The organism is Halomonas sp. A020 (assembly GCF_027943625.1).
Lineage (GTDB): Bacteria > Pseudomonadota > Gammaproteobacteria > Pseudomonadales > Halomonadaceae > Vreelandella > Vreelandella piezotolerans.
Window position 1 is genome coordinate 1,691,621 of sequence record NZ_AP022850.1, and the last position, 25,088, is coordinate 1,716,708.

Genomic DNA, 25,088 nt, shown 5'->3' on the forward strand with positions numbered 1-25,088 from the left:
CCAGTCACCACGCAAGGCGCGAGATTGCGCTACCCTTATCTTACCTGAACATGACATGGAGTTCGGCCATGAGCCTCAACGCCAACAGTGCCGACGTAGCCTTCACCTTCAAGGGCGGCATGCTGCCGATGACCGTCATGGAGTTGACGAGCGCTGACCCGGAGCGTATCCGGCGTCAGCTGGCTGGCAAACTGTCGCAATCTCCTGCGTTCTTTCAGCATACACCCGTTGTGCTGAGCGTGGAAAAACTCGATGAGCCCCACCTGGCCCTGGAGCGCATCTGCGCAGTATGCCGTGATCACAAACTATTGCCCGTAGCGGTGCGCGGTGGAGCCGAGCCGATTCGACAGTCGGCGTGGGCGCTAGGGCTGGGGTGGTTCGCACCCGTTGAAGAGGGTCGCGTACGCGCCTTGGAAAGCGTTGAACCGATTGCCGAACCCGAGGAAACCGACAGCGAGCCTGAAACGAGCGGTTTGGGAGCATCCCGGCTTTATCGTGGCACGGTGCGCTCAGGCCAGCAGGTGAGCGCTGCAGAGGGCGACTTGATCGTCATCGGTGCCGTCAATGCAGGCGCTGAAGTGTTGGCGGCAGGCAGTATTCACGTTTACGGCGCGTTACGTGGCCGCGCATTGGCAGGCATTCATGGCAATACTCAAGCGGGTATTTTTTGTCGCGAGTTGGAAGCCGAACTGCTCTCCGTGGCGGGTAATTACAAACGGCTGGAAGATATCGACTCTCAACTGTTGGGACGTGCTGCCGAAGTCCATTTTGTCAAAGAGCAGTTAGAGATTAAGCCGCTGGGATAAGCCACACGACTGAGTGTCGGATAGTGCATCGTGCTTAGCGACGCCACGGCTGCGATCCGTTACAGTGTGTGTTTTGTTGACAGTGATGTTCCCGTTATGCGGGTAGCGCCACGCGCTCGCAATGAACGACTTCAAGAAGGAAGTGACTCTTGGCCAAAATTATAGTTGTGACCTCAGGTAAAGGGGGGGTCGGTAAAACCACCAGCGCTGCGGCGATTTCGACAGGGCTCGCGCTGCGTGGCAAAAAGACGGTCGTGATCGATTTCGACGTGGGGCTGCGCAACCTGGATTTGATCATGGGCTGCGAGCGCCGAGTGGTGTATGACTTGGTCAACGTGATCCAAGGCGAGGCGGGGCTGAATCAGGCGCTGATCCGTGATAAGCGCGTCGAGAATTTGTTCATTTTACCGGCCTCGCAGACCCGGGATAAGGATGCGCTGACCCAAGAAGGCGTTGAGAAAGTCCTGGAGCAGTTGAAAGATGATTTCGACTACATCTTGTGCGATTCCCCCGCTGGGATCGAGCGCGGCGCGCAACTGGCAATGTACTACGCCGACGAAGCCATCGTCGTGACTAACCCCGAAGTCTCTTCGGTACGTGACTCTGATCGCATTCTTGGGTTGCTAGGTTCGAAAACTCAGCGTGCCGAGCAGGGCCTCGATCCGGTCAAAGAGCATTTGCTGATTACCCGCTATAACCCTGCCCGTGTCACCTCAGGCGATATGCTGACCCTGGACGATATTCGCGAGATTCTGGCGATCGATCTATTGGGTCTCATTCCAGAATCCGAAGCCGTGTTACGAGCCTCTAACCAAGGGGTGCCCGTCACCCATGATGGCGGGAGCGATGCGGGCCAGGCGTACGCCGATACTGTGTCACGCCTACTAGGGGAGGAGATGCCGCTGCGCTTTCATGAGATGCAGCGTAAAGGCTTGTTGAGCAGGATGTTTGGGGGTAGTCGTCGATGAAACTGTTGGAGTTCTTGAAGCGTGAGCGCAAGAAATCCGCCTCGGTGGCCAAAGAACGATTACAAATCATCGTGGCGCATCAGCGTAGCCAGCGTGGTCAGCCTGATTACATGCCGCTGCTTGAGCGCGAACTGCTCGAAGTGATTCGTCGTTACGTGCATGTGGACGACGATGCCATTCAAATTTCACTGGATAGTGAAGATAACTGCTCGGTACTGGAACTGAACGTAACGCTGCCCAAAAGCTAAGCGTCAATGTGCGTTCGGGGCGGCGGGTGGCGTCGCGGGTGTGCTAGTCTTGGGCTTTTGTTCCCATCCAGCGAAGGTTGTCGGCGCATGGATGGGCGGTCACGCTCAAGGGAGTTTGCATCCATGGCGACACCGAATGCCGCCCCTGCCAGTTTCCTCTGGCACGATTATGAAACGTTTGGTGCCGATCCTCGCCGCGATCGGCCCGCTCAGTTTGCTGCATTACGTACCGATGCGGACCTCAATGAAATCGGCGAGCCCATCGAACTGTATTGTAAGCCCGCTGATGATTACCTACCTCACCCCGCGGCTTGTTTGATTACCGGTATCACCCCTCAAAAAGCGCAGCGCCGTGGGCTGCCAGAAGCGGAATTCGCGCGGCAAGTGCAGAGCGCCATGAGTGAGCCCGGCACCTGCGTGGCAGGCTATAATAGCCTGCGTTTCGATGATGAAGTCTCGCGCCATCTGTTTTATCGCAACTTGCTCGACCCCTATGCCCGCGAGTGGCAAAACGGCAACTCCCGCTGGGACTTGATCGATGTGGTGCGGGCGTTTTATGCGCTGCGCCCAGAGGGTATCGAATGGCCATTGCGAGAGGATGGCGCCCCCAGTTTCAAACTAGAGCATCTGACGGCGGCGAACGGCATTGCCCATGAGGGGGCTCATGACGCGGTGGCCGACGTGCGCGCCACCATCGCCTTGGCACGACTTCTGAAAGCGCGTAACCCCAAGCTGTTCGATTATTTGCTCGGTTTGCGCGGCAAGCGCGCGGTGGCCAAACAGCTCGACCTTCCCAGCGCCAAACCGCTATTGCACATTTCCCGCCGTTATCCGGCCAGCCGAGGCTGTAGCGCCCTGGTCATGCCGTTGGCAGAGCATCCCACCAACCCCAACGGGGTGATCGTGTACGATTTTAGCGTCGACCCCGGCGATTTGCTGTCGCTCAGTGCCGAGCAGATTCGTGAACGCGTGTTCGTCAGTCAGCAGGACCTTTCTGAAGGTGAGGCGCGCATTCCGCTCAAGGTGATTCATATCAATCGCTGTCCGGTGGTCTTTCCCGCCACGGTGCTCAAAGACGTGGAAGGTGAGCAGAAGGGCGAGTACGGTGCGATCGTGGCGCGCTTGGGCATCGACATCGCCGCCTGTCGAGGGCACTGGAAAACTCTGCGCGAGGCCAGCGGCGTGGCGCAGAAGGTGACCGAGGTATTCAGCGGCGGCTACGAAGAGTCGCCCCAAGACCCTGATTTGATGCTCTACTCCGGCAGCTTTTTCTCTGCGGCGGATCGTCAGCAGATGGAGCGGGTGCTGGCGATGGACCCCTGGGACTTGGTGGGCCAACGCTTTGCTTTTCAAGACCCGCGCCTGGAGGAGATGCTGTTTCGCTTGCGTGCCCGCAGCTACCCCGACACCCTGGAGGGTGAAGAGCGCGAGCAGTGGGAGGCGTTTCGCTGGATGCGTATGAACGATCCTGCGCTATCGGGATTGACGCTCAAAGCGTTTGCGCGTGACATCGAGCGTTACAATCAGCAGCCGCTCACCGATCATGAGCGGCAGATTCTCGAAGAGCTGGTGATGTTCGTCGAGGCCATGATGCCAGCCCAGGCATTCGATGCCTAAGCTGGCAATGGTGACGGCTAGCGAGCGTCGAAGGGGGCGAGCGTCTCACGGTAAGCGGCGATATCGCTGGGCGCATCCCCAGGATTGAAGCGAATGTCTAGCGGGTGTGCGAGCAGCGCAGGCCAGAGCGCCTGCAGCTCCTCGACACTAACCTCGAGGGCGCGTTCTGCGATCTGCTCACGGCGGTCGAAGCGTACCTCGTCGAGTGCCGTGGCTTGCCAATAGCGATTGGCCATGCCCTGCAGGCTGGTATCCCGTTGGCGCAGTCGGTCATGCACCGCTTGCCGGTGGGCCGCCAGCTCCTCATCGCTGAGCGTCTCGAGGCGCTCCCCGGCGGCTGCCATGAAGGCGTCCATCCGTTCGGCAATGGTGCCACTATCCACGTCCGGCGACTGCACGATCAGACCAATGCCCGGTGCTTCCAGCAGCGGCGAATAGCCCGCATTGACGATATAGCCAAGCTGCTCCTCGGTGCGTAACTGCTGGTAGAAGGGCGTGTCCAGCCACTGGGCCAGAACGCTGAGGCGCGCCTGCTCGTCGATGCTGGTATCGCGCCCCTGCAGGTAGCGCAGTACCAGTGACTCTTCACGGGTGCTGTGTGGATGAAGCACCGTCGATTCCTCGCTCGCCTCCAGTGGCGCCAGCGTGGGAATGTCATCCCGCGTCAAGCGCGGGGTCAGCGCGCCGCGAATGAGACTGGCCTGTTCTCGTGCCTGGTCGGCGGTCAGGTTCCCCACGGCCATGGCGTCGATGTATAGACCATCGAGGAAGCGTTCGCGAAAATCCTCCAGGTGGTGCTTATCGAGTCGTTTGCTGGCGGCCAGCAGTTCGTCGGTCGACCACTGGGGGGAGAGCAGCGCCTCACCCAGGGCTCGGCTGGCTTGGCCGGTCAACGACGCGCGTGGCGCGTTGCGCCACTCCCGCTGTAGCTGGTAGCGCACCCGCTCGAAGGCGCCAGCAGAGATATCCGCCTGCTGAAGCTGCTCGATGGCTTGCTCGATGAGCGGCGTTTGGCCATCCCGCCAACCGGAAAACGACAGCGTCATACCGCGCGCGTGGGCGTAGGCGCTAAACGACTGACCGGCAAGCCACGCGGGGTAAAGCGACTCGTTGAGGCTGTCGTTGAGCCAGCCTGCGAGTAACCGCGTCAGCACGGCCTCTTCCGCCGAGTAGCTGGCGCTGGGGTGCTGTAGGCTCACCCGCCATTCGACGCTGGGCGTATTGAAGCGGCTGTCCTGCATGTGCCAAGCGGTAAACGTCGGCGTATCGATGAGTGTCGACGGCTGCTCGTCCTGGCCCGCTTGAAGGGTTAGGTCGCTGGCAATGAAAGGGTTGGGGGCAGGGAGCGCGAGACCGCTCAAGATCTGACCGGCCGTCGTGGGTGGCAGCTCTTTCCACTGGGTATTGAACCACGGTGAGACGGTATCGCTCTCCACATCCGGCGCAGAGTAGACGCGCAGCAGGTTGTCAGGCGTTAGGGCGTCCAAGTAGAGCTGCTGGCGCTCGCTGTCCATGCCGTCCATGCGATAGGCGGCGTACTGCACGTCTTCCACCGGGTAGCGCGAAAGGCTCATGGCTAGGCGGGTGGCCTCTTGCTGGGGGGCGCCGTGCTGTTGAAAGCGAAACGCCTGCTCGCTGAGACTTTTTTGCTCGTCGTAGCGCCACTCGGCCAGCCCGTCGGCGCGAATCTGCTCGATCGCGGCAAACAGCGTGGCTTCGATGTCGTCAAGGCGTTCGGCACCCGTGGGCGTCAGGCTAATGGAGACGGTAAATAGTGCTTCATTGCCATCACCGCGGCCCACACCCGCTGAGAGCCCATCGGCCAGGCCCGCCTCACGCAGCACGGCCAGCAGGCTACCGTCGCCCTCATCGCCTAGTAAGTGGGCGATGAGCTGAGTCGGCTTGGTGCGGTACTCGTCCGTGGGGTCGGGAACTGGGAAGTAGAAACGCAGTTGACGGCGATCCTGCAGCGACTCTCGTTCGATATAGCGCGGCAAGGTGTCGGGGTCGATCAGCGGCTCGTCGACGGTGGGTGCGCTTAAACCATGGTCAGGAATGTCGGCAAAGCGCTCCACCACGAGGGCTTCCAATTCGTCGAGCGGCTGGGGGGCCACCACGGCCAAGTTCATGACGTTGGCGTCGTAGTAGCGGTGGTAAAAATCGATCACCCGCTCGCGCAGTGTTGCTTCGCCCTCTGGCGGGTTGGCCAGGGTGTCTCTGCTGCCCACCGCGAAACCGGTGGTGGGATTGTCTGGGTTGAGCAGTTGATTCAGCACATCGTTTTCACGACGGGACTCATCGCGGATGCGCGCCATGTACTCGGAGTGGACGATGTTGCGCTCGCTCTCCAGGTGGTCGGCATTGAACAGCGGCGAGAGAAAGAATTCGCTAAAGCGATCCAGCGCGCCGGGCAGCGCGGAGGGCTCGATATCGAAAAAGTAGTTGGTGTCCTGCTGAGCCGTGAAGGCGTTGTGCGACCCTGCGTTATCCGAGATGTAGCGCTGATAGGCATCCGACTGCGGGTAGGGGTCGGTACCTAAAAACAACATATGCTCAAGGAAGTGGGCCAGACCCTGGAGGTCGTCCGGGTCTTGAGCACTGCCGACCCGCACGTTCATGGACGCGGCGGCCTTGTCGGCATCGGGGTCGCTGACCAGCAGCGCCTGTAAGCCATTGTCGAGGGTGATGACCCGGTAGTCGCGGTCATCGAAAGGGCTGATGGTCGGGGTAATGGCCTCGGCGACCGGGCTCTCTTCTGCCCAGAGGGGAGTGGCGGGCGCCAAGAGCAGGCCGATGGTCAGGCCAACAAGCGCGCGCCTTGCCAGCAGGCGAGGCGGAATAACAGACATAGTGGGCAACATTACGGCTCCTGTGACACGGACCAGCGCAACATGGGCCCCGTAGGGTGTGCGCAAGAGGGTGACTGATAGGCAGGGTTATTCACATGCTTTGATACCGGAAAAGCGCCCAACAGTTCCAGTGGGGCGGGCATCAACATGGGCGTTAGTGCCTCGACGTCGGTGCCAGGGTCTAGCCAGCGGTGTAGCGCCTGAGGGGGAATGATCACCGGCAAGCGGTCGGTGAGCGACGATAGGCAGGCGTTGGCTGGCACGCTAATCAGCGCCGTCGAGTCGGTAAAGGTGGTCAGCGTGGTGTGGTAACGGCACCAGAGCGCACCGAGTAGCAGCGGGGAGCGGTTCACGTGGGTCACCAGAAACGGTTGCTTGCTGCGTGTCTGGGGCTTCCACACGTAAAAGCCACTCACCGGAATCACGCAGCGCCGAGCGTTGAACGCTTCGTGAAACATGGGGCGCTCACTCAGCGTTTCCGCTCGGGCGCAGTGCGGGGCGTGGTCGAGGACCTTGAGCCAGGGCGGCGTCAGCCCCCAAAAGAGCGGCGTGTGCGTTAACTGCCCCTGCTCTAAACGAAGGGCGGACACGGGCTGGCGCGGTGCTAAGTTGGGAGACTCGATGAGCAAAGCGGTGCTTTTGAGGTCTGGCGCAAGGCGGGCAAGGGATAGGCGCTGTACGTGTAGGCGTCCCGTCATGCCGGTCTCCTTAGGGCGCGATGCCTGCGGCGCTGATGCAAAATGGCAAAGGGAAGTCGTAATACGTTAAATGTCGCGTTTTAGTGTCGAAAACAGTGTTCGATGTAAGGTATCCTATCGTATACCTTGCTCACGCTAAAGCGCGAGGAGGCATTCTTCCCTGTTTGCCGCTGACCTGAAGAGATCGCCATGGCCCGTCCTAGACAGCATGCGCCCGATGCCCTCCACGCGCAGGTCATGCACGCTTGTGATGAGTGGTTGGCTAAGCAGCCAGTCCATGGTTTATCACTACGTGCTCTGGCCAGAGAGGTGGGCTGCGCGCCCAGTACGCTGCTAAAACTCTACGGCAGCTTTAACAATTTATTGCAGCACGTCAACGTAGAAACCCTCGCACGTTTGCAGCACACCATCACGAGTTTGGCTGAAGACGATCCCGAGCCCTGGCTGCGTTCTCTGGCGCATGCTTACTGGCGGTTCGCCGAGCAGGACTGTTATCGCTGGCAGCTGTTGTTCGACTATCCGCTGGCTCAGGAGGGTGAGCTGGACCAGCGTCAGAGCGATCTCATCGAGGCGCTGTTTACGCAGGTAGAAACCTCGTTAAAGCAGTATCAACCCGTTCTAGACGACTTGGAAGCGCGTCGTCTAGGCCGCACGCTCTGGGGCAGTGTACATGGCTTGGTGCAGCTTGGCTTGAATGAGCGGCTTGGCTATTGGCAGGGTCAGCAACTCAAGGTCGATGAACTCTTGGAGCAGCTCATGAGCACGGTGCTGGCTGGGTTGCGTCACCGGGGTGCCACGACGTGACATGGGGGATCAAGACCACCCGTTGCTTATTACGCCGTGTCATTTACCTGGCCATGCGCGGCTGTTATCGGCTATCTGTACACGGTCAATTCAATGTTCCCAAGCAGGGGGCGGCGCTGGTCGTGTGCAACCATGTGAGCTTCATGGATGCACTGGTGCTGGGCGGTGGAAGCCCCCGCCCGCTGCGCTTCGTGATGGACCAGCCTATTTTTGAATCCCGCTGGCTGAAGTGGTGGTTCCAACTGGTGGGGGCGATTCCGATTGAGTCGGAGCGCCACAGCCCCGGCGCGCTGCGGCGCACCCTGGATGAGGTGAGCAGGGCGCTGCGCCAGGGAGATATCGTCATGGTATTTCCAGAGGGGCGCTTGACCCCCGATGGGGAGATTCACACCTTCCGTCGTGGTCTCGAAACCATCCTCGCGCGTGACAATGTACCGGTGATTCCTGCCGGGCTGGCGGGACTATGGGGGTCGTGGACGTCCCACTACGGCGGCAAGGCGTTGAAAAAGTGGCCCTCCCGTTTTAGGGCGCCAGTGAGCCTGCATTTTGGCCCACCCATCGCCGTCCATGAGGTCGAAGGCGTCGCGCTAAGGCGTTTTTTGGAGCAGCGCGTTAGAGCATTGAAAGCCGCGGGCGACAGCGACATCGCTCGGCGCCCGTCGAAGCAGGCGGATTAACGGCGGGGCAGGCGTAGTTTTTGCCAGCAACGTGCCGATGTGATCAAGTTGTCGCGAATCTCCAGAATTTCCATCCGTGTATTGCCGATTTGCAGGCAGGCAGGGCCTTCTGGGAACGCCTCCAAGTGTTCGAGAATCAGCCCGTTCAGCGTCTTGGGGCCGTCGGTGGGTAGCTGCCAGCCAAGCATCTTATTGATCTCGCGGATATTCGCCGTGCCTTCGATGACATGGCTGCCGTCGTCCTGCTGATGAATTTCGTCATCTTCGGAAACGTCGGTGGTGAACTCGCCGACGATCTCTTCGAGAATATCCTCCAGCGTCACCAGGCCCTCTACATCGCCGTACTCATCCACTACGATACCGATCCGTCGCTTCTGCTTCTGAAAATTCAGCAGCTGGGTATGCAGTGGTGTGGACTCGGGAATGAAGTAGGGCTCCCGCGCTTCTTGAACGATGGCGGCTTTAGTCACCTCGCTGCGGGATAAAAAGCGCGCAGCGTTACGCAGGTGCAGCATGCCAATGATGTTGTTGATATCGCCCTTATAGACCGGTAGGCGTGTGTGCTGGCTGGTCCGGATCTGGGTCAGAATGTCTTCCAGCGAATCGTCCAAATCGATACCCAGCACTTCGTGGCGGGGCACCATGATGTCGTTCACCGTCACATTTTCGAGGTCCAGAATCGATAGCAGCATGGCGCGGTGGCGGTAGGGGATTAGCGTGCCCGCTTCGTGCACCACGGTGCGCAGCTCGTCACGGGTAAGATTGTCGCCGCCGTTATCGACGCTTTTGACGCCCACCAGGCGTAGCAGGCCGTTAGACATTACGTTGACCAGCCATACCAAGGGGTAGAGCAGTTTGAGCAACGGTTCCAGCGCAAAGGACGTGGGGTAGGCGATGCGCTCTGGCTTGATGGCTGCGTACGTCTTGGGCGTCACTTCCGCAAAGATCAGAATAGTGATGGTCAACAGCGCGGTGGAGATGGCGGGGCCCGATACATCGCCAAAAAAGTGAATGGCGATGATGGTGGCAATCGATGCGGCTAGGTTGTTGACGAAGTTATTGCCAATGAGGATGACGCCAATGAGACGATCGGGCCGGGTGAGCAGGCGCATGACACGCTTGGCTCTGCGGTCGCCGCTGTTGGCCTGGTGGCTAAGCCGGTAGCGGTTGATCGACATCATGCCCGTTTCAGAACTTGAGAAGAAGGCAGACAGCAAAATGAGTAAGGCTAGCAGGCCGAACAGTAACCCCAGGGGGAAGTCGTCGCTCAAGTCGAAAGTTCCTTTATGGCGTATGAAGCTCGATTTGTAGAAGGATGCCAGTAGCGTGTCAAGCATGCCGCCAGGGCTGCTTGACCGCAATGCCCGCAGGCTTAGCGGTTAAGCAGAATTTCCAGCACGAATTTACTACCAAAGTAGGCCAGCAGCAGTAGAGCACAACCGCCGAGTGTCCAGCGTACGGCGCGCATGCCACGCCAGCCAAACCGGTAACGCCCTACTAAAAGCGTAGTAAAGATGACCCAAGCGCCCAGCGATAGCACCGTTTTATGCACCAAGTGCTGGGCAAAAAGATTATCGAGGAAGATAAGCCCGCTGATGATCGATAGGGTGAGCAGCACGATGCCTGCCCACACCAGCTCGAACAGTACGCGCTCCATGGTGGTCAGCGGTGGTAGCGACTGAACGATGCCGCGAATATGGTGATGACGCAGCGCCTGATTCTGCAAGCCCACCAGCACCGCCTGAACTGCCGCAATGGCCAGCACGGCAAAGGCCAGTGCAGAGCTTACCGCGTGGAGCAAGATGCCCGGCGTCAGGCCGCTATGGCTACCCTGGCTGGGTAGCCATGTCGCCGCGATCAGCGCAATACCGGCCAGCGGAAAGAGAGCAATACCGGCATTCAGTACCGGTTTGAAGAGGCTGGCGACGAGCACCACGTTGACGGCCACCGCCATCAGTAGCGTGGCGCTGGTGGTAAATCCGGGGAGTAGTCCCGGAGATGCACCCACTAGTTTGACGACGACGGGGATGTGGAGCAGTAGGCCGAGTGCACCCAGCAGGCGCACCATCCCCTGGCGAGGTGGCACCCGGCGAAACAGCGTCATGCCCTGCCAGATGGCAGCGGCGACATAGAGTACAAAAGCGATCGTGGCGAACGGGAGCGCCTGCATGATGCTATCCATGCGCCTTGCAGCGCGTTGTTGAACATTAGGGCCAAATCGGCGACAACGTTTGCTGAGGGGCGACTTGCCAGCGCGCCTCAGGCTTTCTCCGTTCCCTCTAGAACGGCTACCCTACTATAACCAATCAAAGCGGCGTCGCACAGCCGTCGAGCGCCAACGCTGACGGCCATGGAGACTCAAGCCGCGAGCGCGTATAATTGCCGCCACATTCGTCCGGTGAATACGCCCGGCGACAGCGACGGAGGCAGAGGCCCCATGTTTCAGAATCTGAGTGAGCGTCTTTCCCAGACGCTGAAGTCGATCAAAGGCCAAGCACGGCTAACCGACGACAATATTAAAGATACTCTGCGCGAGGTGCGCAAAGCGCTGCTGGAAGCCGACGTGGCGCTTCCGGTCGTCAAAGCCTTCATCGAGCGCGTGCGCGAGCGCGCCGTCGGCCAAGAGGTGTCGAAAAGCCTCTCGCCGGGCCAGCAGTTCGTCAAAATCGTCCAGCAAGAGCTGGAAGCGATCATGGGCGAGGCCAACGAAGGCTTGAGCCTGAAGGGCTCGCCTGCCGTGGTGCTGATGGCGGGTTTGCAGGGGGCCGGTAAAACCACCTCCGTCGCCAAGCTGGCCCGCTACCTGCGTGAGCGCGAGAAGAAAAAGGTATTGGTGGTATCGGCAGACGTCTACCGCCCGGCGGCCATCGACCAGCTCGAAACGCTGGCGAAAGAGGTGCAGGTCGATTTCTTCCCCTCGCGCTCTGATCAAAAACCGGTCGATATCGCCAATGCGGCCATCAAACACGCCAAGATTCAGTTCCACGACGTGGTGCTGGTGGATACCGCCGGTCGTCTGGCCATCGATGAAGCGATGATGGCGGAAATCCAGGCGCTGCATAAGGCGATCTCCCCCCAGGAAACGCTCTTCGTCGTCGACGCCATGACCGGCCAGGATGCGGTCAATACCGCAAAAGCCTTCCACGATGCGCTGCCGCTGACCGGTGTCATACTGACCAAGGCGGATGGCGATGCGCGCGGCGGTGCCGCGCTCTCGGTGCGCCATATCACCGGCAAGCCCATCAAATTCATGGGTGTGGGCGAGAAAGTCGATGCCCTCGAGCCTTTCCATCCTGACCGGGTCGCGTCGCGCATTCTGGGTATGGGCGACATGCTGTCGCTGATCGAAGAGGCCGAACGCACCGTCGATAAAGACAAGGCCGCGAAGCTCGCCAGCAAGGTCAAGAAAGGCGATGGCTTTGACCTGGAAGACTTTCGCGACCAGCTCCAGCAGCTCAAGAAAATGGGCGGCATGGGCGGTTTGCTAGGCAAGTTGCCCGGCATGGGACAAATGGCCGAGCTGGCGCAAGGCCCTGGTCCTGAAAAAGAGCTGGGCAAGCTGGAGGCGCTGATCAACTCCATGACGCCCCACGAACGCCGCAAGCCCGATATCATCAACGGCTCTCGCAAACGGCGTATTGCTGCTGGCGCAGGCCTTCAGGTCCCCGATCTAAATCGCCTGCTCAAGCAGCATAAGCAGATGCAGAAGATGATGAAGAAAGCGGGCAAGAAAGGCGGCATGCAGAAAATGATGCGCGGTATGTCGGGCATGATGGGCGGCGGTGGTGGTCCGGGTGGCCCCGGCGGCATGGGGGGGATGGGTGGCCCTGGCGGCTTGCCCTGGCGCTAGTACCGCCTGGAGAGTGCGCTTGAGCGCGTTCGGCATGGTTGACGGCCTGTGAGTTTTCTGGCTATCAGGCTTTCCAAGCCGGGCGCATTTGCGTAGAATGCGGCCTCTTCATGCGTGGGTGTTGGGAAAATGCGCGTTAGCGTGGTCTCCGACACTGCCCAGTGAAGGTCCTGATGGAGTCTCGCCAACGCTTTGATAAGCAGGCGGTGCGCCAAGAAAACAGTATGACGAGTGTTCTGATAGCGGCTTGCGCTATGTCCCACTCGCGTAACCTCAACCGAAGGATAGTTATCGTATGGTTACCATTCGTTTGGCACGTGGTGGCGCCAAAAAGCGTCCCTTTTATCACCTGACCGTGACCGACTCTCGTAACGCCCGTGACGGCCGTTTCATCGAGCGTATCGGCTTCTTCAACCCGGTCGCCCGTGGTCAAGAAGAACGTCTGCGCGTCGATCTGGATCGCGTCACTCACTGGCAGAGCCAAGGCGCCCAGCTGTCTGGTCGTGTTGCCGAGCTGGTCAAGGAAGCGCGCAAACAGGCGTAAGCCTGTCGCACGCTGTAGCAATCGATGCTGTTGTAGCGGGAGTGGTCGTCGATGACGCGTTTCAATACTGGCCATACTGACGACACGCATGTGGTGCTTGGTAAGCTCACCAGCCCTCACGGGATCAAAGGGTGGCTGAAGGTGTACTCCTATACCAATCCCATGGACAGCATTCTAGAGTACCCCGAATGGTGGGTGCGCCAAGGGGAAACCCTCACGCGCATGACCGTCTTGCAGGGGAGTCGGCAAGGCAAAGGGCTTGTCGTGCAGCTGAAAGGCGTGGATGACCGAACGGCCGCCGAAGGGTTGGCCCAAGCGGACATCCTGATGCCCAAAGAGGCGCTGCCCGAGCTTACCGACGACGAGTATTACTGGCATGAGCTCGAAGGCCTTACCGTCTTCACTCGGTCAGGCGAACGGTTAGGGCAGGTCAGCTACCTGTTCGAGACCGGCGCGAACGATGTCATGGTGGTACGCGGTGATAACGACGCAATCGACAAGCGCGAGCGGCTGTTACCCTTTTTGCCCGATGATGTGATCGTTGAGATCGACCTGGAAGATGGCCGTATGGTGGTCGACTGGGATCCTGAGTTCTGATGAGCCAAGACGCTTTGAACGAACGGCCAGCGGACGATCCAGCGGTGCTCGAAGAGGACGCGACAGACGTACCGGCGATGTGGATTGGCGTGGTATCGCTGTTTCCCGACATGTTCGATGCGATAACCCAGCAAGGTGTGATCGGTCGAGCGGTAGAGAAGCAGCGCATTGCCCTTGAGTTTTGGAATCCGCGTGATTACGCCACCGACCGCCACCGCAGCGTGGACGATCGCCCCTATGGCGGCGGCCCAGGCATGCTGATGAAGGTAGATACGCTCCGAGCGGCTATCTTTGATGCGCGCCAACGTGCCGAGCAGGCCACCGGCCTGACGCCAACGGTGATCTACCTGTCGCCCCAAGGGCGTCGGTTGGATCAGCAGGGCGTTCAAACGCTCGCGTCGGCAGGCCCGCTGGTCGTGGTCGCCGGGCGCTACGAAGGTATCGACGAGCGTGTGGTGGAGAGTGACATCGATGAAGAGTGGTCGATTGGCGACTATGTGCTGAGCGGCGGCGAGCTGCCCGCGATGGTGCTGATCGACGCAGCGGCAAGGCTGGTACCCGGCGTGCTGGGCCACCAGGATTCCGCTATCGAAGACTCGTTTAACGACGGTTTGTTAGACTGCCCGCACTATACCCGTCCTGAAGTGATTGACGGGCGCCGAGTGCCTGACGTGCTGCTTAGCGGAAATCATGCAGCCATCAAGCGCTGGCGGTTGAAGCAGTCGCTGGGGCGTACCTGGCAGCGTCGTCCTGATCTGTTGGCAGGACGTACTCTTAACGCCGAGCAGCAAACGCTGCTAGACGAGTTTATCGAGGAATACGCTTTGTCCTCTACGGCGGTTGTCCGCCCGTAGCACAAAGCGGCGGTGCAGGACGACGACAGCCGTGCGTACCTGCGTCACCCATAACGACTCCCGCGTAGCTCGCTTCGAGCGCCGGGATCACGGTTTGCCCCTTCCACGACTGCGTGGCAAGCCATTACGTTATTTAGGAGTATGAAGATGAGCAGCAAGAACAAGGTGATCCAGGCGATCGAAGCCGAGCAAATGAGCAAAGAGATTCCTGCTTTTGCACCGGGCGACACCATCGTCGTTCAAGTTAAAGTAAAAGAAGGCACTCGTGAGCGTCTGCAGGCGTTTGAAGGTGTGGTCATCGGTAAGCGTAACCGTGGCCTGAACTCCGCTTTCACCGTGCGTAAAATCTCCCACGGTGTTGGCGTCGAGCGTACCTTCCAGACCTACAGCCCGCTGGTAGACTCCATCGAAGTCAAGCGTCGCGGTGACGTTCGTCAAGCCAAGCTGTACTACCTGCGTGAGCGTAGCGGTAAGTCGGCGCGTATCAAGGAAAAGCTGGCTTAATCGCCACTTTTTCTCGAGCGCTTGGCGCTCGGATACGGAAAACCCCGTCACCGCTTTGCGGGGCGGGGTTTTTGTTTATGGCTTTGCAATGAGACCGTTAGCCGATGAGCGTGATCGATGCGTATCTGGATGCTCTGTGGTTAGAGCAGGGCGCCAGCGACCATACGCTAGCGGCCTACCGTCGTGATTTGACCGCTTGGCAAGAGCAGCTCGAGCGCGATGATGAAACGTTGCTCACGGCGTCCCCCGCGCGGTTTGGCGCTTGGATGGAGCAGCGCCGCGAGCAGGGATACCAGCTGCGCAGCAATGCACGGATGTTGTCGTCGCTACGCAGTTTTTATCGCTGGGCACGACTGTATGGACATATCGACAGCGACCCGCTGGCCAACGTGTCGCTCCCCAAAGTGCGCCCCAGCCTGCCCGATACGTTGGAAGAAGACGAGGTCGAGCGTTTGTTGCTGGCCCCGGATGTGGGCACGCCGCTGGGTGTGCGTGATCGCACCATGCTGGAGCTGCTTTACGCCTGCGGGCTACGAGTGTCGGAGCTGGTCGGGCTGACCGGCGACGCGATCAACCTGCGCCAAGGCGTGGTGCGGGTACGCGGTAAAGGCGATAAAGATCGCCTGGTGCCCATGGGGGACGAGGCCGCTGCTTGGCTGGCGCACTATATCGAAACGGCGCGGCCAACGCTGATGCAAGACCCCACACGCCCGGCGCTGTTCCCTGGTCGAGGCGATAAGGCCATGACGCGGCAAACGTTTTGGCATCGTATCAAAGCCCATGCCATCACGGCGGGCATTGCTCGGCCGCTTTCTCCTCACACGCTGCGCCACGCCTTTGCGACCCATTTATTGAATCATGGGGCGAATTTGCGGGTCGTACAGTTGCTGTTGGGTCATAGCGACCTGTCCACCACGCAAATTTATACCCATGTTGCCCAGGCGCGCCTGGAGCAACTGCATGCTGAACACCATCCGCGAGGTTAATCAAAGAATGCACCTACGTATGCCGACCGTTGCGAAATCCTGTGTTCCCTGGCTGGTGCTGGCGAGTAGTTTAATCCCTGCGGCTGCCTTCGCCGATGACGTGGCCGAACGCTTGGCTGACAGCTTGCAGGTGAACGGCCAGCCAATGCCGGTAGAGCAGGTGAGCGCCACGCCGATGGAAGGGATCTACCATGTACGCCTGGAGAGTGGTGAGTCGTTTTACGCCAATGCAGACGGTAGTCATTTTTTGGTAGGGGACCTTTATCAAAACGGGGATAATGGGCTGGTGAATCTGACCGAGCAGGCTCGCAACCAAGAGCGCGCAGCGGCGCTAGCGGCGATTCCCGAGAGCGAGCGCGTCGTGTTTAGAGCCATCGATGAGCCCAAGGCCACGGTGGTGGTATTTACCGACCCTACCTGCCCCTACTGCGAGCGCCTTCATGAGACCATTCCCGAGCTCAACGAGCGGGGAATTGCGGTACACTATCTCGCCTTCCCGCGGGCCGGGATGGGCAGCGGTGCCGCCGAGACCTTGCAGCAGGTATGGTGCTCCGACAACCGTAGCGAAGCGATGAATCGGGCCAAAGAGGGCCAGACGATCGCCGCTTCGGCCAGCTGCGACAATCCGGTGGCCGATCAATACGCGCTGGGGCAAGCGCTAGGGGTGCAAGGCACGCCCGCGATCATCCTGCCCGATGGGCAAATGGTGCCTGGCTTCGTGCCCCCCGAGCGGCTCGTGGCCATGTTAGGCTTGGAAGACGAATAACGTCACATGAGTGACGAACGCACACGCTGAGACACTGATTCAAGAAGCGGCACCTGCGGGTGCCCAACATGAAAGGGGACGTATTTTGAAACCGGTAAGAGTAGGCATTTGTGGGTTAGGTACTGTCGGTGGTGGCACCTTCAACGTATTGACGCGCAACGCGGACGATATCAGCCGCCGTGCAGGCCGCCCGATTGTGATCGAGCAGGTAGCCCACCGCAGTATTCATCCCGACTGCGACATTACCGGCATCAAAGCGACGACCGACGTGTTCGAAGTCGCTAACAACCCCGATGTGGACGTACTGGTCGAGCTGATTGGCGGCTACGATATCGCCCGTGAACTGGTGCTCACCGCGATTGCCAACGGCAAACACGTGGTCACCGCCAATAAGGCGCTGATCGCCGTCCACGGTAACGAAATTTTCCGTGCCGCCCATGAAAAGGGCGTGATCGTCGCCTTCGAAGCCGCCGTGGCGGGCGGCATTCCGGTCATCAAGTCGCTGCGTGAAGGTCTGGGGGCCAACCGTATCGAGTGGGTGGCCGGTATCATCAACGGCACCGGCAACTTCATTTTGACCCACATGCGCGACGAAGGCCGTGCCTTCGAAGACGTGTTGGCCGAAGCCCAGGCGCTGGGCTATGCCGAAGCCGACCCGACGTTCGATGTGGAAGGCATCGATGCGGCGCACAAGCTGACCATCCTGGCCTCCATTGCCTACGGCGTGCCGCTGCAGTTCGAAAAAGCCTTCACCGAAGGGATCTCCCGCATCACCGCCGAGGACGTGGAGCAGGCCGACAACCTCGGCTACGTCATCAAGCATCTGGGGATCTCCAAGCGCACCGATCAAGGGTTAGAGCTGCGTGTTCACCCCACGCTGATTCCCAAAGAGCGTCTGCTCGCCAATGTACACGGCGTGAAAAACGCCATTGCGGTGATGGGCGATGCGGTTGGTCCCACGCTCTATTACGGCGCGGGTGCCGGTGCCGAGCCTACGGCGTCAGCCGTGGTCGCCGATCTGCTGGACGTGGCCCGGGACATTGCCACCGACCACCACTACCGCGTGCCTTATCTGGCGTTTAGCGGCATCGACGAAGACGTTAGTCAGCTGCCGATCATGCCGATGGAAGAGATCACCACGGCGTACTATCTGCGCCTGCTAGCGGTGGACCGTCCTGGCGTGCTGGCCCGCGTGGCCACGATTTTGGCCGAGCAGGGCATCTCCATCGAGGCACTGATTCAAAAAGAGGCCACCGAAGGCGAACTGGTGCCGATCATCCTGCTGACGCATCGCACCAAAGAGAAGCAGATGAACGAAGCGATCCGTGAGATCGAAGCCATGGCGGATATTGCAGGCCCCGTCACGCGAATTCGCGTGGAAAGCCTGGACGAGGGAGAGTAACCGATGCGCTATATCAGCACGCGTGGGCAAGCGCCCGCGCTCTCTTTCGAAGAGGTAGTGCTCACCGGCATGGCTAGCGACGGCGGTCTTTACGTTCCGGAAACGCTGCCCGAATTCTCCAAAGAGGAGCTGGCCAGCATGGCCGGGCTCTCCTACGCCGAGATCGCCTTTCGGGTGATGAAGCCGTTCGTCAACGGTGAGATCGATGACGAGACCTTCCGCCGTCTGGTGACCGAGGCGTATGCCACGTTCAACCACGACGCGGTGGTGCCGTTGAAGCAGCTGGATGCCAGCCACTTCCTGCTGGAGCAGTTTCACGGCCCGACACTAGCCTTCAAGGACGTGGCGCTGCAACTGCTGGGACGACTGCTGGACCACTTTCTGAAAAAGCGCGGTGAGCGCGCGGTGATCATGGGGGCCACGTCCGGGGATACCGGCTCGGCGGCCATCGAAGGCTGCCGCCACTGCGACAACCTCGATATTTTCATTCTGCACCCCCACAACCGCGTCTCCGAAGTGCAGCGTCGCCAGATGACCTCGGTGCTTGCCGACAACGTCTTCAACATCGCCATTGAGGGCAACTTCGACGACGCCCAGGCGATGGTCAAGGCCAGCTTTGCCAACCAAGACTTCTTGAACGGCACGCGGCTCGTGGCGGTGAACTCGATCAACTGGGCGCGCATCATGGCCCAGATCGTCTACTACGTGGCCGCTGGCGTGGCGTTGGGTGCGCCCCAGCGGGAAGTGAGCTTCTGCGTGCCCTCGGCCAACTTCGGCAACGTCTTTGCAGGCTATATGGCTTACAAGATGGGCCTGCCGGTGAAGCAGTTCATCATCGCCACCAACGCCAACGACATTCTGCACCGCACGCTCGCGGCCAACGACTTCTCCAAGAAAGAGCTGGCAGCCACGCTGGCGCCTTCCATGGATATCGTCGTGTCGTCCAATTTCGAGCGCCTACTGTTCGATGCCTACGACCGCGACGGGGCCGCCGTGGCCGCGCTGCTGGAGCGCTTCCAGCAAGCGCCCACCGCGCTTGCCGATGCGCCGCTGGCCAAGCTGCGCGAGAAGTTCGCGAGCTACAGCGTCGATGACGAGACGATCCTGGAAGTGATTCGAGAAGCGCATCATCGCACCGGGGAAATTCTCGACCCGCACACGGCCACTGGCTACCGCGCGGCCGAGCGGGCGCGTGTGGATACCACCACACCGATGATCACCCTGGCTACCGCGCACCCGGCAAAGTTCGCCGAAGCCGTGGTGAAAGCGGGCTTCCAGGGCGTACCGCTGCCGACCCACATGGACGACCTGCTGGAGCGCGAAGAGCGCTACACGGTGTTGCCCGCCGAATTGAGCGCGGTCCAGCAGTTCGTTGCTGACAACCGCCGCTGAGGTGATATGACCCAGGTGTCACCCCTTTCTCAGCAGAGTCACCATCCCCGCTTAGAGCCTCGTCCCCTGGACGAGGCTGTCTATTTACGTGCCCAGTCAGAAGGACTGAGCGAGCTGCAGGCGCGGCTGTTGGCCTCCCGGCTGCCAGGCTATACCGGTGAGTTGGCGCCGCTGGTGTCACCGAGCCTGCGCTATCTCGTCCATCCTGAAAAACTCGCAGATGGCCGTCGTGCGGCGGAGCGCGTTGCTCAAGCGGTCGCCGAGGGCGAGTCTATCGGTATTCTGACCGACTACGATGTGGATGGCATCACCTCCCACGTGGTCATTCGGCGCACGCTGGTCGAGCTGTTTGGCGTGCCCGAGCACAAGCTGCACAGTTTGATTGGCCACCGTATTCACGATGGCTACGGCATCAGCCTGCCGCTGGTGGATCGAACGCTGAGCTTAAAACCGCTGCCGACGCTGGTGATTACCGCCGACTGCGGCAGTTCTGACGAGCCGCGCATTGCGCGCTTGAAAGCAGCGGGTATCGATGTGGTGGTCAGCGACCACCACGCGCTGCCCCTGGAGGGCCCGCCGCCCTCGGCCTACGCCTGCGTGAACCCGACCCGCGGCGACTGCGCTTACCCGGATAAAACCATTGCAGGCTGCATGGTGGCGTGGCTTCTGATGTCACTCGCCCGCAGTGTACTGGTGGAGTGGGGCGCGCTGCCCGAGGCCACGCCGAAGCTCTCGCCGTGGCTCTCCTACGTGGCGTTAGGCACCGTGGCGGACTGCGTCTCGCTAGGCGGAAGCCCCGCCAATCGGGCGGTGGTCAGCCATGGCCTGAAGCTAATCAACCGCATGGACGCCGCCTGCTGGCGAGCCATGGCCGCGCGCTTAGGGGCCGACAGCGTGCCCTTCAATGCCGAAACACTGGCGTTCCAGATGGGGCCGAGAATCAACGCTCGCTCACGATTGGACGACCCCTACGCGGCACTTCACTTCATGCTGGCCGAGAGTGACGGCGTCGCGAACCGGCAGCTCGAGGTGCTCGATCAGGATAACCAGTCGCGCAAGGCCATCGAAGCGGATATGGCCGAGGAGGCGCGGGCGCTCGCCGCACCTGCTTTGGAAGCCAACGAGCCTGCCGTCGTGGTGCTGCTGGAAGATGGCCACCCCGGCGTGCAGGGCATCGTCGCCTCGCGGCTGGTGCAGGCCTACGGGCGTCCAGCCGTGGTGCTGACGCGGGCAGCGGCACCTAATATGCTCACCGGCTCTGGGCGCTCCATCGAGGGGCTGCACCTAAGGGATGCCCTGCAGCGCACCTTCGAGCTTGCGCCCGAGGCGCTGCCGCGCTTCGGCGGGCACAGTGGTGCCGCAGGCGTCGGCGTGCCGCGGGAGCAGCTCGATACCTTCAAAACGGCGTTTTTGCAGGCGGTGAGCGAGCAGTTGGGCGATACACCGCTCTACCCGCGTCTGTGGACCGATGGCGAGCTCTCGACTGCCCAGCTCTCGTTGGCCACGCTGGAAGAGATCGAGACCTTGGGCCCCTACGGGCGGGAGTTCGATCCGCCGCTGTTCGAAGGGCGCTTTATCGTCGAGGCGTTACGCCCCGTTGGGGCGGAGGGTTCACACCTAATGATGGAGCTCTCCATGGGAGCGGTGACCCGCAAAGCGATCTGGTTTCGCGCTCTCACGCCGGGGGAGCTGCCCTCGTTTGGCGTGGGCGACACGCTGCACTGCGCGTACAAGCTCAATCGTAACCGCTGGCGGGGACGCGAGTCGCTGCAGCTGATGGTGGAGCACGCTAGCCCCGTTTAACGCTCTCCGCTATCCTCGCGTCCTTGGCCGCTCGAGCGGCCGCTCCAATAATCCCAAAAAAGGACGCTCTCATGCGCATGGAAGATCTTCCCAAGGACCCCCACAAGCCCTACGAAGACATCATGGCGATGTTGTTGGGGACGCTGTTCGTCGCACTCGGGGTGACGTTCTATACCCACGCGGTGCTGCTCACCGGTAGCACCGCAGGGATGGCGCTACTGCTCAATTACCTGACCGGGTGGGGTTTTGGCGTCTGGTTTTTTGCCATCAACCTGCCGTTTTACTATCTGGCGATCAAACGCATGGGGTGGAGCTTTACGCTGCGCACCTTTGTCGCCATTGGCTTGGTCTCGCTGTTCTCCGAGCTCACCCAGGGGTGGGTCGAATTTGCCAACGTGCCGTCGCTCTACGCGGCGCTGATGGGCGGGGCGCTGATGGGCATTGGCATGCTGATGTTGTTTCGCCACCGTACCAGCCTTGGCGGTATCAACATTCTCGCCCTCTACCTGCAGGACAAACACGGCCTGCGGGCGGGCTATGTGCAGCTCGGCATTGACGGCGTGATTCTGCTGATTGCCCTGACTCAGCTCCCCCTGGATCGAGTAGGCTACTCCGTACTCGGCGCGCTGATGCTCAATCTAATCATCGCTCTGAACCATAAGCCAGGGCGTTATATCGGGGTGAGCTAGCCGTGATGACGTAAAATCATCTAGTTAAGCCAAAACCACCAGACGATCAAGCCAATGATGGCAATACCCGCAAGGTTGATCAATAAACTCATACGGCCTCCTGTTGGCTGGGCTTCCATAACCGCAGGCGGTTGGCGTTGCTGACCACGGTGATCGACGAGAGCGACATGGCCGCCCCAGCAAGGATCGGTGAGAGCAGCATGCCGGTCATCGGGTAGAGCACGCCGGCGGCAATTGGGATGCACAGCACGTTATAGCCAAACGCGCCGATCAGGTTCTGCTTGATGTTGGTCAGCGTGGCACGGCTCAGCTCGATCGCCGTGGCCACGCCGTGCAGCGAGCCGCGCATCAGCGTGATACCGGCGCTCTCCATGGCGATATCGGTGCCCTGGCCAATGGCAAACCCCACGTTGGCCCGGGCCAGTGCGGGGGCATCGTTGATGCCGTCGCCCACCATGCCAACGACTTCGCCCACCGCTTGGCGGCGCTCGATCTCGGCGTGCTTGTCATCGGGCGTCATCCCAGCCTTGAACTCGCTAATGCCGACCTCGCGGGCCACCGCAGCGGCGGTATGTTCATTATCGCCCGTGAGCATTACCACGGTTAACCCATCGTCCTGCAAGCGCTTCACGGCGGCCGCGGCATCGTTGCGCAGCGGGTCGCTAACGCCGAAAAGGGCGGCCAGCTTGCCGTTCACCGCTAAATAGACCAGCGAGCGCGCTTTGGCTTCCAGCTGGCGAATGTGCTCGTCCGCTGGGGAGAGGTCGACTCCATCCTCCTCCAATAGCCGCGCATTGCCCAGCAGCAGCGCGTCATTGGCTTGGCTGGTGCCTTTCACACCGCCGCCGGTCACGCTATCAAAGCTAGCCAGCGTATCGGGGCGGGCGTCGTGCTCTTCGGCGTAGGCCGTCAGCGCTTTGGCCAGCGGGTGTTCCGAGCGGCTCTCTAGGGCGGCCACCCAGGCCAGCACTTGGGGGCTGTCGTTATGCAGCACCGTTGCCTCGGTGACGCGCGGTTTGCCCTCGGTCAGCGTTCCCGTTTTATCGACCACCAGGGTGGTCAGGCGGCTCGCGGTTTGCAGCGCCTCTCCGCTGCGCACCAGTACGCCATGCTCGGCGGCTTTGCCCACGCCAATCATGGTGGAGATCGGGGTGGCCAAGCCCAGCGCGCAGGGGCAGGCAATGATCAGCACGGTCGTGGCAGTGACCAGCATATGAATGACCACCGGGGCAGGCCCCAGGTTGTACCAGGCAAGGGCCGTCAACACGGCCATGATCATCACGGCGGGCACGAACACGCCTGAGATTTTATCGGCCAGCTCACCAATTGGCGGGCGAGAGTTTTGGGCGCTGGCAACCTGTTCGGTAATGCGTCCCAAACGGGTATCGCGGCCGATGTGCGTGGCGCGGTAGACTAAACTGCCGTTGCCATTCACCGTGCCCGCACTGACCTCGTCATCCGCCGTTTTGTGCACTGGCACGGGTTCGCCGGTGAGCATCGACTCATCGATATAGCTCTGGCCGTCGAGTACCACGCCATCTACCGGAAGCCTCTCACCGGGGCGCACGCGAATAGGGTCATCCAGCGCGACGTCGTCAACCGCAATCTCTTGTTCAACGCCGTTGCGTATCACCCGGGCGGTTTTTTCCTGCAGGTCGAGTAGCCGTTTAAGGGCATTGCTCGTGCGACCGCGGGCACGTAGCTCCATGGCGTTACCCAGGAGAATCAACCCCACCACCATGGCCGACGCTTCAAAATAGATGCCCTGAGCCACCTCCGGCAGCCAGGGGGCGAAGAGCACCACCATCATCGAGTAGAGCCAAGCGGTGCCGGTGCCCATTGCCACCAGGGTGTCCATGTTGGCCTGATGATGCTTGAGCTGTTTCCAGGCGTTGGTGAAAAAGTGCCGCCCAGGAAAGGCCAAAATGGCGAGCGTCAGCAGGCCAATCACCAGCCAGTACAGGCGGCCAACGCCCATGGGGTGTGGGTGATAGACGAACATGCTCATCATCAGCGGAATCGCAAGGGAGAGTGACAGCACGCTGCCCTTTAGGCGCTGGCGGTAGGTAACGGCCTCTTGCGCCTCGCGCGTGCGCTCTGCTTTGCGCATATCCACAATCGGTTCGGCGCGATAGCCCGCTTCGGCCACGGCGGCCATTAGCGCTTCCTGAGTAGCGCTGCCGGTGACGTGTGCGGTGTGGGTGCCGAAATTCACCGAGGCGCCGCTGACGCCGGGCGTGTTGGCAAGCGCTTTTTCGACGCTTTTGACACAGCCCGCGCAGGTCATGCCGCTAATTAGCAGGCGCTGTTGGGGCGCAGCCACGGGAGTGCTCTGTGAGTCGGTGGACGACGGCGCGTCTTGGTGAGATACGTCACTTGTGTCGTTGCTGGGTGGGTAGCCCGCTTCGTTGAGAGCACTATCCAGCGCTTGATCGTCGAGGGAACTGGCCACTTCCAGACGCTTTTCTGCCGGAAAGCCCTCCACTTGGGCCGCTGGGTCATGCGCTTGAATGGCCTCGCGCATGCGCTTGACGCAGCCCTGGCAGTTCATGCCCGGCACGGTGCGGGTCAGCATCATGGTTTGCTCGGTGTCGTGCTGCATGGGGCCTCCTCGGGAAAACTTTCGATCAAGCGGCACAGGCTGTGGCCATCCGGGGTGCCATCGGGCATGTCCTGCCAACTTTCCAGTGCCTGTTCCATTCGCTGGGCGAGTGCTTCGAGTTCGGCAATGCGTGCGCGTATTTGCGGCAGCCGGTGAGCGAGCAGATCGCGCACTAGCGGGCAGGGGGAGTCGCCTTGGTCGGCATGGGCCAAAATGTCGCGGATTTCCGCGACGCTAAACCCCAATTTTCGCGCTCGCTGAATAAAGTGCAGACGCTCCAGGTCGTTATTAGAAAAGAGCTGGTAGCCGTTTTCAGGATGCCGGCGGGGGGAGAGCAGGCCTTCGCGCGTATAGTGGCGTACCGTCTCAGGCGTCACGTGAGCACGCTTGGCGAGCTCCCCCACTTTTAAATCGCTCATTGGCATGCCCAAC

The 25,088-nt window shown here is 60.7% G+C and carries 23 protein-coding genes; 17 read left to right on the top strand and 6 right to left on the bottom strand.

Annotated features, from left to right (window positions below; all coding sequences use genetic code 11):
• The first annotated feature begins 68 nt into the window (after window positions 1-68).
• The 4 genes from minC (at window position 69) to sbcB (ending at window position 3,639) form a co-directional block, all read left to right on the top strand.
• Window positions 69-806: a septum site-determining protein MinC gene (gene minC / locus FRH_RS07920; protein ID WP_139528266.1), complete on the top strand. Its 738-nt coding sequence runs from the start codon at window positions 69-71 to the stop codon at window positions 804-806.
• Window positions 807-955: 149 nt separating this feature from the next.
• Complete coding sequence (gene minD / locus FRH_RS07925) at window positions 956-1,774, top strand: septum site-determining protein MinD (RefSeq protein WP_139528267.1); 819 nt, start codon at window positions 956-958, stop codon at window positions 1,772-1,774.
• The gene (gene minE, locus FRH_RS07930) at window positions 1,771-2,022 is read left to right on the top strand and encodes a cell division topological specificity factor MinE (RefSeq protein WP_016915987.1); all 252 of its coding nucleotides are present in this window, start codon (window positions 1,771-1,773) and stop codon (window positions 2,020-2,022) included. The genes minD and minE overlap by 4 nt, the downstream gene beginning before the upstream one ends.
• Window positions 2,023-2,145: 123 nt before the next feature.
• The gene (gene sbcB, locus FRH_RS07935) at window positions 2,146-3,639 is read left to right on the top strand and encodes an exodeoxyribonuclease I (protein ID WP_281998032.1); all 1,494 of its coding nucleotides are present in this window, start codon (window positions 2,146-2,148) and stop codon (window positions 3,637-3,639) included.
• A gap of 17 nt (window positions 3,640-3,656) precedes the next feature.
• Here the strand turns inward: sbcB and FRH_RS07940 are convergent, their stop codons facing one another.
• On the bottom strand, window positions 3,657-6,500 hold the full coding sequence (locus FRH_RS07940; protein WP_139528269.1) for an insulinase family protein: 2,844 nt from the start codon (window positions 6,498-6,500) through the stop codon (window positions 3,657-3,659).
• Window positions 6,500-7,186 (bottom strand): SOS response-associated peptidase, encoded by a 687-nt coding sequence (locus tag FRH_RS07945; protein WP_139528270.1) that lies wholly within the window; start codon window positions 7,184-7,186, stop codon window positions 6,500-6,502. Before FRH_RS07945 ends, FRH_RS07940 begins: the two co-directional genes overlap by 1 nt.
• Before the next feature lie 189 nt (window positions 7,187-7,375).
• Here FRH_RS07945 and FRH_RS07950 point away from each other — a divergent pair, with 189 nt between their 5' ends.
• The gene (locus tag FRH_RS07950) at window positions 7,376-7,990 is read left to right on the top strand and encodes a TetR-like C-terminal domain-containing protein (RefSeq protein ID WP_139528271.1); all 615 of its coding nucleotides are present in this window, start codon (window positions 7,376-7,378) and stop codon (window positions 7,988-7,990) included.
• Window positions 7,987-8,667, top strand: coding sequence for a 1-acyl-sn-glycerol-3-phosphate acyltransferase (locus FRH_RS07955; RefSeq protein ID WP_139528272.1), 681 nt, complete (start codon window positions 7,987-7,989; stop codon window positions 8,665-8,667). The genes FRH_RS07950 and FRH_RS07955 overlap by 4 nt, the downstream gene beginning before the upstream one ends.
• Here the strand turns inward: FRH_RS07955 and FRH_RS07960 are convergent.
• Complete coding sequence (locus FRH_RS07960; RefSeq protein WP_139528273.1) at window positions 8,664-9,938, bottom strand: HlyC/CorC family transporter; 1,275 nt, start codon at window positions 9,936-9,938, stop codon at window positions 8,664-8,666. The genes FRH_RS07955 and FRH_RS07960 overlap by 4 nt on opposite strands.
• 101 nt (window positions 9,939-10,039) lie before the next feature.
• Window positions 10,040-10,837 carry a cytochrome c biogenesis protein CcsA gene (ccsA, locus tag FRH_RS07965; RefSeq protein WP_139528274.1) on the bottom strand — a complete coding sequence of 266 codons (798 nt, stop codon included), beginning with the start codon at window positions 10,835-10,837 and terminating at the stop codon, window positions 10,040-10,042.
• 267 nt (window positions 10,838-11,104) lie between these two features.
• Between ccsA and ffh the strand changes: the two genes are divergently transcribed.
• The 11 genes from ffh to FRH_RS08020 all read left to right on the top strand — a co-directional run bounded on the left by ffh (window position 11,105) and on the right by FRH_RS08020 (window position 22,054).
• Window positions 11,105-12,517 carry a signal recognition particle protein gene (gene ffh / locus FRH_RS07970; RefSeq protein WP_139528275.1) on the top strand — a complete coding sequence of 471 codons (1,413 nt, stop codon included), beginning with the start codon at window positions 11,105-11,107 and terminating at the stop codon, window positions 12,515-12,517.
• Between the two features lie 295 nt (window positions 12,518-12,812).
• Window positions 12,813-13,061, top strand: coding sequence for a 30S ribosomal protein S16 (gene rpsP / locus FRH_RS07975; RefSeq protein WP_009098555.1), 249 nt, complete (start codon window positions 12,813-12,815; stop codon window positions 13,059-13,061).
• A gap of 51 nt (window positions 13,062-13,112) precedes the next feature.
• Window positions 13,113-13,658, top strand: a complete 546-nt coding sequence (gene rimM / locus FRH_RS07980) for a ribosome maturation factor RimM (RefSeq protein ID WP_139528276.1) — start codon at window positions 13,113-13,115, stop codon at window positions 13,656-13,658.
• Window positions 13,659-13,735: 77 nt separating this feature from the next.
• Window positions 13,736-14,512, top strand: coding sequence for a tRNA (guanosine(37)-N1)-methyltransferase TrmD (gene trmD, locus FRH_RS07985; protein ID WP_139528407.1), 777 nt, complete (start codon window positions 13,736-13,738; stop codon window positions 14,510-14,512).
• Window positions 14,513-14,659: 147 nt separating this feature from the next.
• The gene (gene rplS, locus FRH_RS07990) at window positions 14,660-15,016 is read left to right on the top strand and encodes a 50S ribosomal protein L19 (protein WP_054640811.1); all 357 of its coding nucleotides are present in this window, start codon (window positions 14,660-14,662) and stop codon (window positions 15,014-15,016) included.
• A gap of 104 nt (window positions 15,017-15,120) precedes the next feature.
• A complete protein-coding gene (gene xerD / locus FRH_RS07995) occupies window positions 15,121-16,002 on the top strand; it encodes a site-specific tyrosine recombinase XerD (RefSeq protein ID WP_139528277.1) in 882 nt (293 codons plus the stop codon).
• Window positions 16,003-16,021: 19 nt separating this feature from the next.
• Window positions 16,022-16,768, top strand: a complete 747-nt coding sequence (locus FRH_RS08000) for a DsbC family protein (protein ID WP_244992981.1) — start codon at window positions 16,022-16,024, stop codon at window positions 16,766-16,768.
• An 85-nt stretch (window positions 16,769-16,853) separates the two neighbouring features.
• Window positions 16,854-18,170: a homoserine dehydrogenase gene (locus tag FRH_RS08005; protein ID WP_139528408.1), complete on the top strand. Its 1,317-nt coding sequence runs from the start codon at window positions 16,854-16,856 to the stop codon at window positions 18,168-18,170.
• 3 nt (window positions 18,171-18,173) lie between these two features.
• Window positions 18,174-19,562 carry a threonine synthase gene (thrC, locus tag FRH_RS08010; RefSeq protein WP_139528279.1) on the top strand — a complete coding sequence of 463 codons (1,389 nt, stop codon included), beginning with the start codon at window positions 18,174-18,176 and terminating at the stop codon, window positions 19,560-19,562.
• A gap of 6 nt (window positions 19,563-19,568) precedes the next feature.
• Window positions 19,569-21,365 (top strand): DHHA1 domain-containing protein, encoded by a 1,797-nt coding sequence (locus tag FRH_RS08015; protein WP_139528280.1) that lies wholly within the window; start codon window positions 19,569-19,571, stop codon window positions 21,363-21,365.
• A gap of 71 nt (window positions 21,366-21,436) precedes the next feature.
• Window positions 21,437-22,054 (top strand): YitT family protein, encoded by a 618-nt coding sequence (locus tag FRH_RS08020; RefSeq protein ID WP_153843428.1) that lies wholly within the window; start codon window positions 21,437-21,439, stop codon window positions 22,052-22,054.
• A gap of 88 nt (window positions 22,055-22,142) precedes the next feature.
• Here FRH_RS08020 and FRH_RS08025 read toward each other — a convergent pair whose 3' ends face one another.
• Together FRH_RS08025 and FRH_RS08030 are read right to left on the bottom strand one after the other, a co-directional pair.
• Window positions 22,143-24,656: a copper-translocating P-type ATPase gene (locus FRH_RS08025; RefSeq protein WP_281998033.1), complete on the bottom strand. Its 2,514-nt coding sequence runs from the start codon at window positions 24,654-24,656 to the stop codon at window positions 22,143-22,145.
• Window positions 24,629-25,075 (bottom strand): MerR family transcriptional regulator, encoded by a 447-nt coding sequence (locus FRH_RS08030; protein ID WP_139528282.1) that lies wholly within the window; start codon window positions 25,073-25,075, stop codon window positions 24,629-24,631. The genes FRH_RS08025 and FRH_RS08030 overlap by 28 nt, the downstream gene beginning before the upstream one ends.
• Window positions 25,076-25,088 lie beyond the last annotated feature (13 nt).

Excerpts from the sequence above, each read along its gene's own strand:
- minC (WP_139528266.1), top strand. The coding sequence starts at position 69 with ATGAGCCTCAACGCCAACAGTGCCGACGTAGCCTTCACCTTCAAGGGC.
- minE (WP_016915987.1), top strand. The coding sequence starts at position 1,771 with ATGAAACTGTTGGAGTTCTTGAAGCGTGAGCGCAAGAAATCCGCCTCG.
- sbcB (WP_281998032.1), top strand. The coding sequence starts at position 2,146 with ATGGCGACACCGAATGCCGCCCCTGCCAGTTTCCTCTGGCACGATTAT.
- FRH_RS07940 (WP_139528269.1), bottom strand. The coding sequence starts at position 6,500 with ATGTTGCCCACTATGTCTGTTATTCCGCCTCGCCTGCTGGCAAGGCGC.
- FRH_RS07945 (WP_139528270.1), bottom strand. The coding sequence starts at position 7,186 with ATGACGGGACGCCTACACGTACAGCGCCTATCCCTTGCCCGCCTTGCG.
- FRH_RS07950 (WP_139528271.1), top strand. The coding sequence starts at position 7,376 with ATGGCCCGTCCTAGACAGCATGCGCCCGATGCCCTCCACGCGCAGGTC.
- ccsA (WP_139528274.1), bottom strand. The coding sequence starts at position 10,837 with ATGCAGGCGCTCCCGTTCGCCACGATCGCTTTTGTACTCTATGTCGCC.
- ffh (WP_139528275.1), top strand. The coding sequence starts at position 11,105 with ATGTTTCAGAATCTGAGTGAGCGTCTTTCCCAGACGCTGAAGTCGATC.
- rpsP (WP_009098555.1), top strand. The coding sequence starts at position 12,813 with ATGGTTACCATTCGTTTGGCACGTGGTGGCGCCAAAAAGCGTCCCTTT.
- rimM (WP_139528276.1), top strand. The coding sequence starts at position 13,113 with ATGACGCGTTTCAATACTGGCCATACTGACGACACGCATGTGGTGCTT.
- trmD (WP_139528407.1), top strand. The coding sequence starts at position 13,736 with ATGTGGATTGGCGTGGTATCGCTGTTTCCCGACATGTTCGATGCGATA.
- rplS (WP_054640811.1), top strand. The coding sequence starts at position 14,660 with ATGAGCAGCAAGAACAAGGTGATCCAGGCGATCGAAGCCGAGCAAATG.
- xerD (WP_139528277.1), top strand. The coding sequence starts at position 15,121 with ATGAGCGTGATCGATGCGTATCTGGATGCTCTGTGGTTAGAGCAGGGC.
- FRH_RS08000 (WP_244992981.1), top strand. The coding sequence starts at position 16,022 with ATGCCGACCGTTGCGAAATCCTGTGTTCCCTGGCTGGTGCTGGCGAGT.
- thrC (WP_139528279.1), top strand. The coding sequence starts at position 18,174 with ATGCGCTATATCAGCACGCGTGGGCAAGCGCCCGCGCTCTCTTTCGAA.
- FRH_RS08015 (WP_139528280.1), top strand. The coding sequence starts at position 19,569 with ATGACCCAGGTGTCACCCCTTTCTCAGCAGAGTCACCATCCCCGCTTA.
- FRH_RS08020 (WP_153843428.1), top strand. The coding sequence starts at position 21,437 with ATGCGCATGGAAGATCTTCCCAAGGACCCCCACAAGCCCTACGAAGAC.
- FRH_RS08025 (WP_281998033.1), bottom strand. The coding sequence starts at position 24,656 with ATGCAGCACGACACCGAGCAAACCATGATGCTGACCCGCACCGTGCCG.
- FRH_RS08030 (WP_139528282.1), bottom strand. The coding sequence starts at position 25,075 with ATGAGCGATTTAAAAGTGGGGGAGCTCGCCAAGCGTGCTCACGTGACG.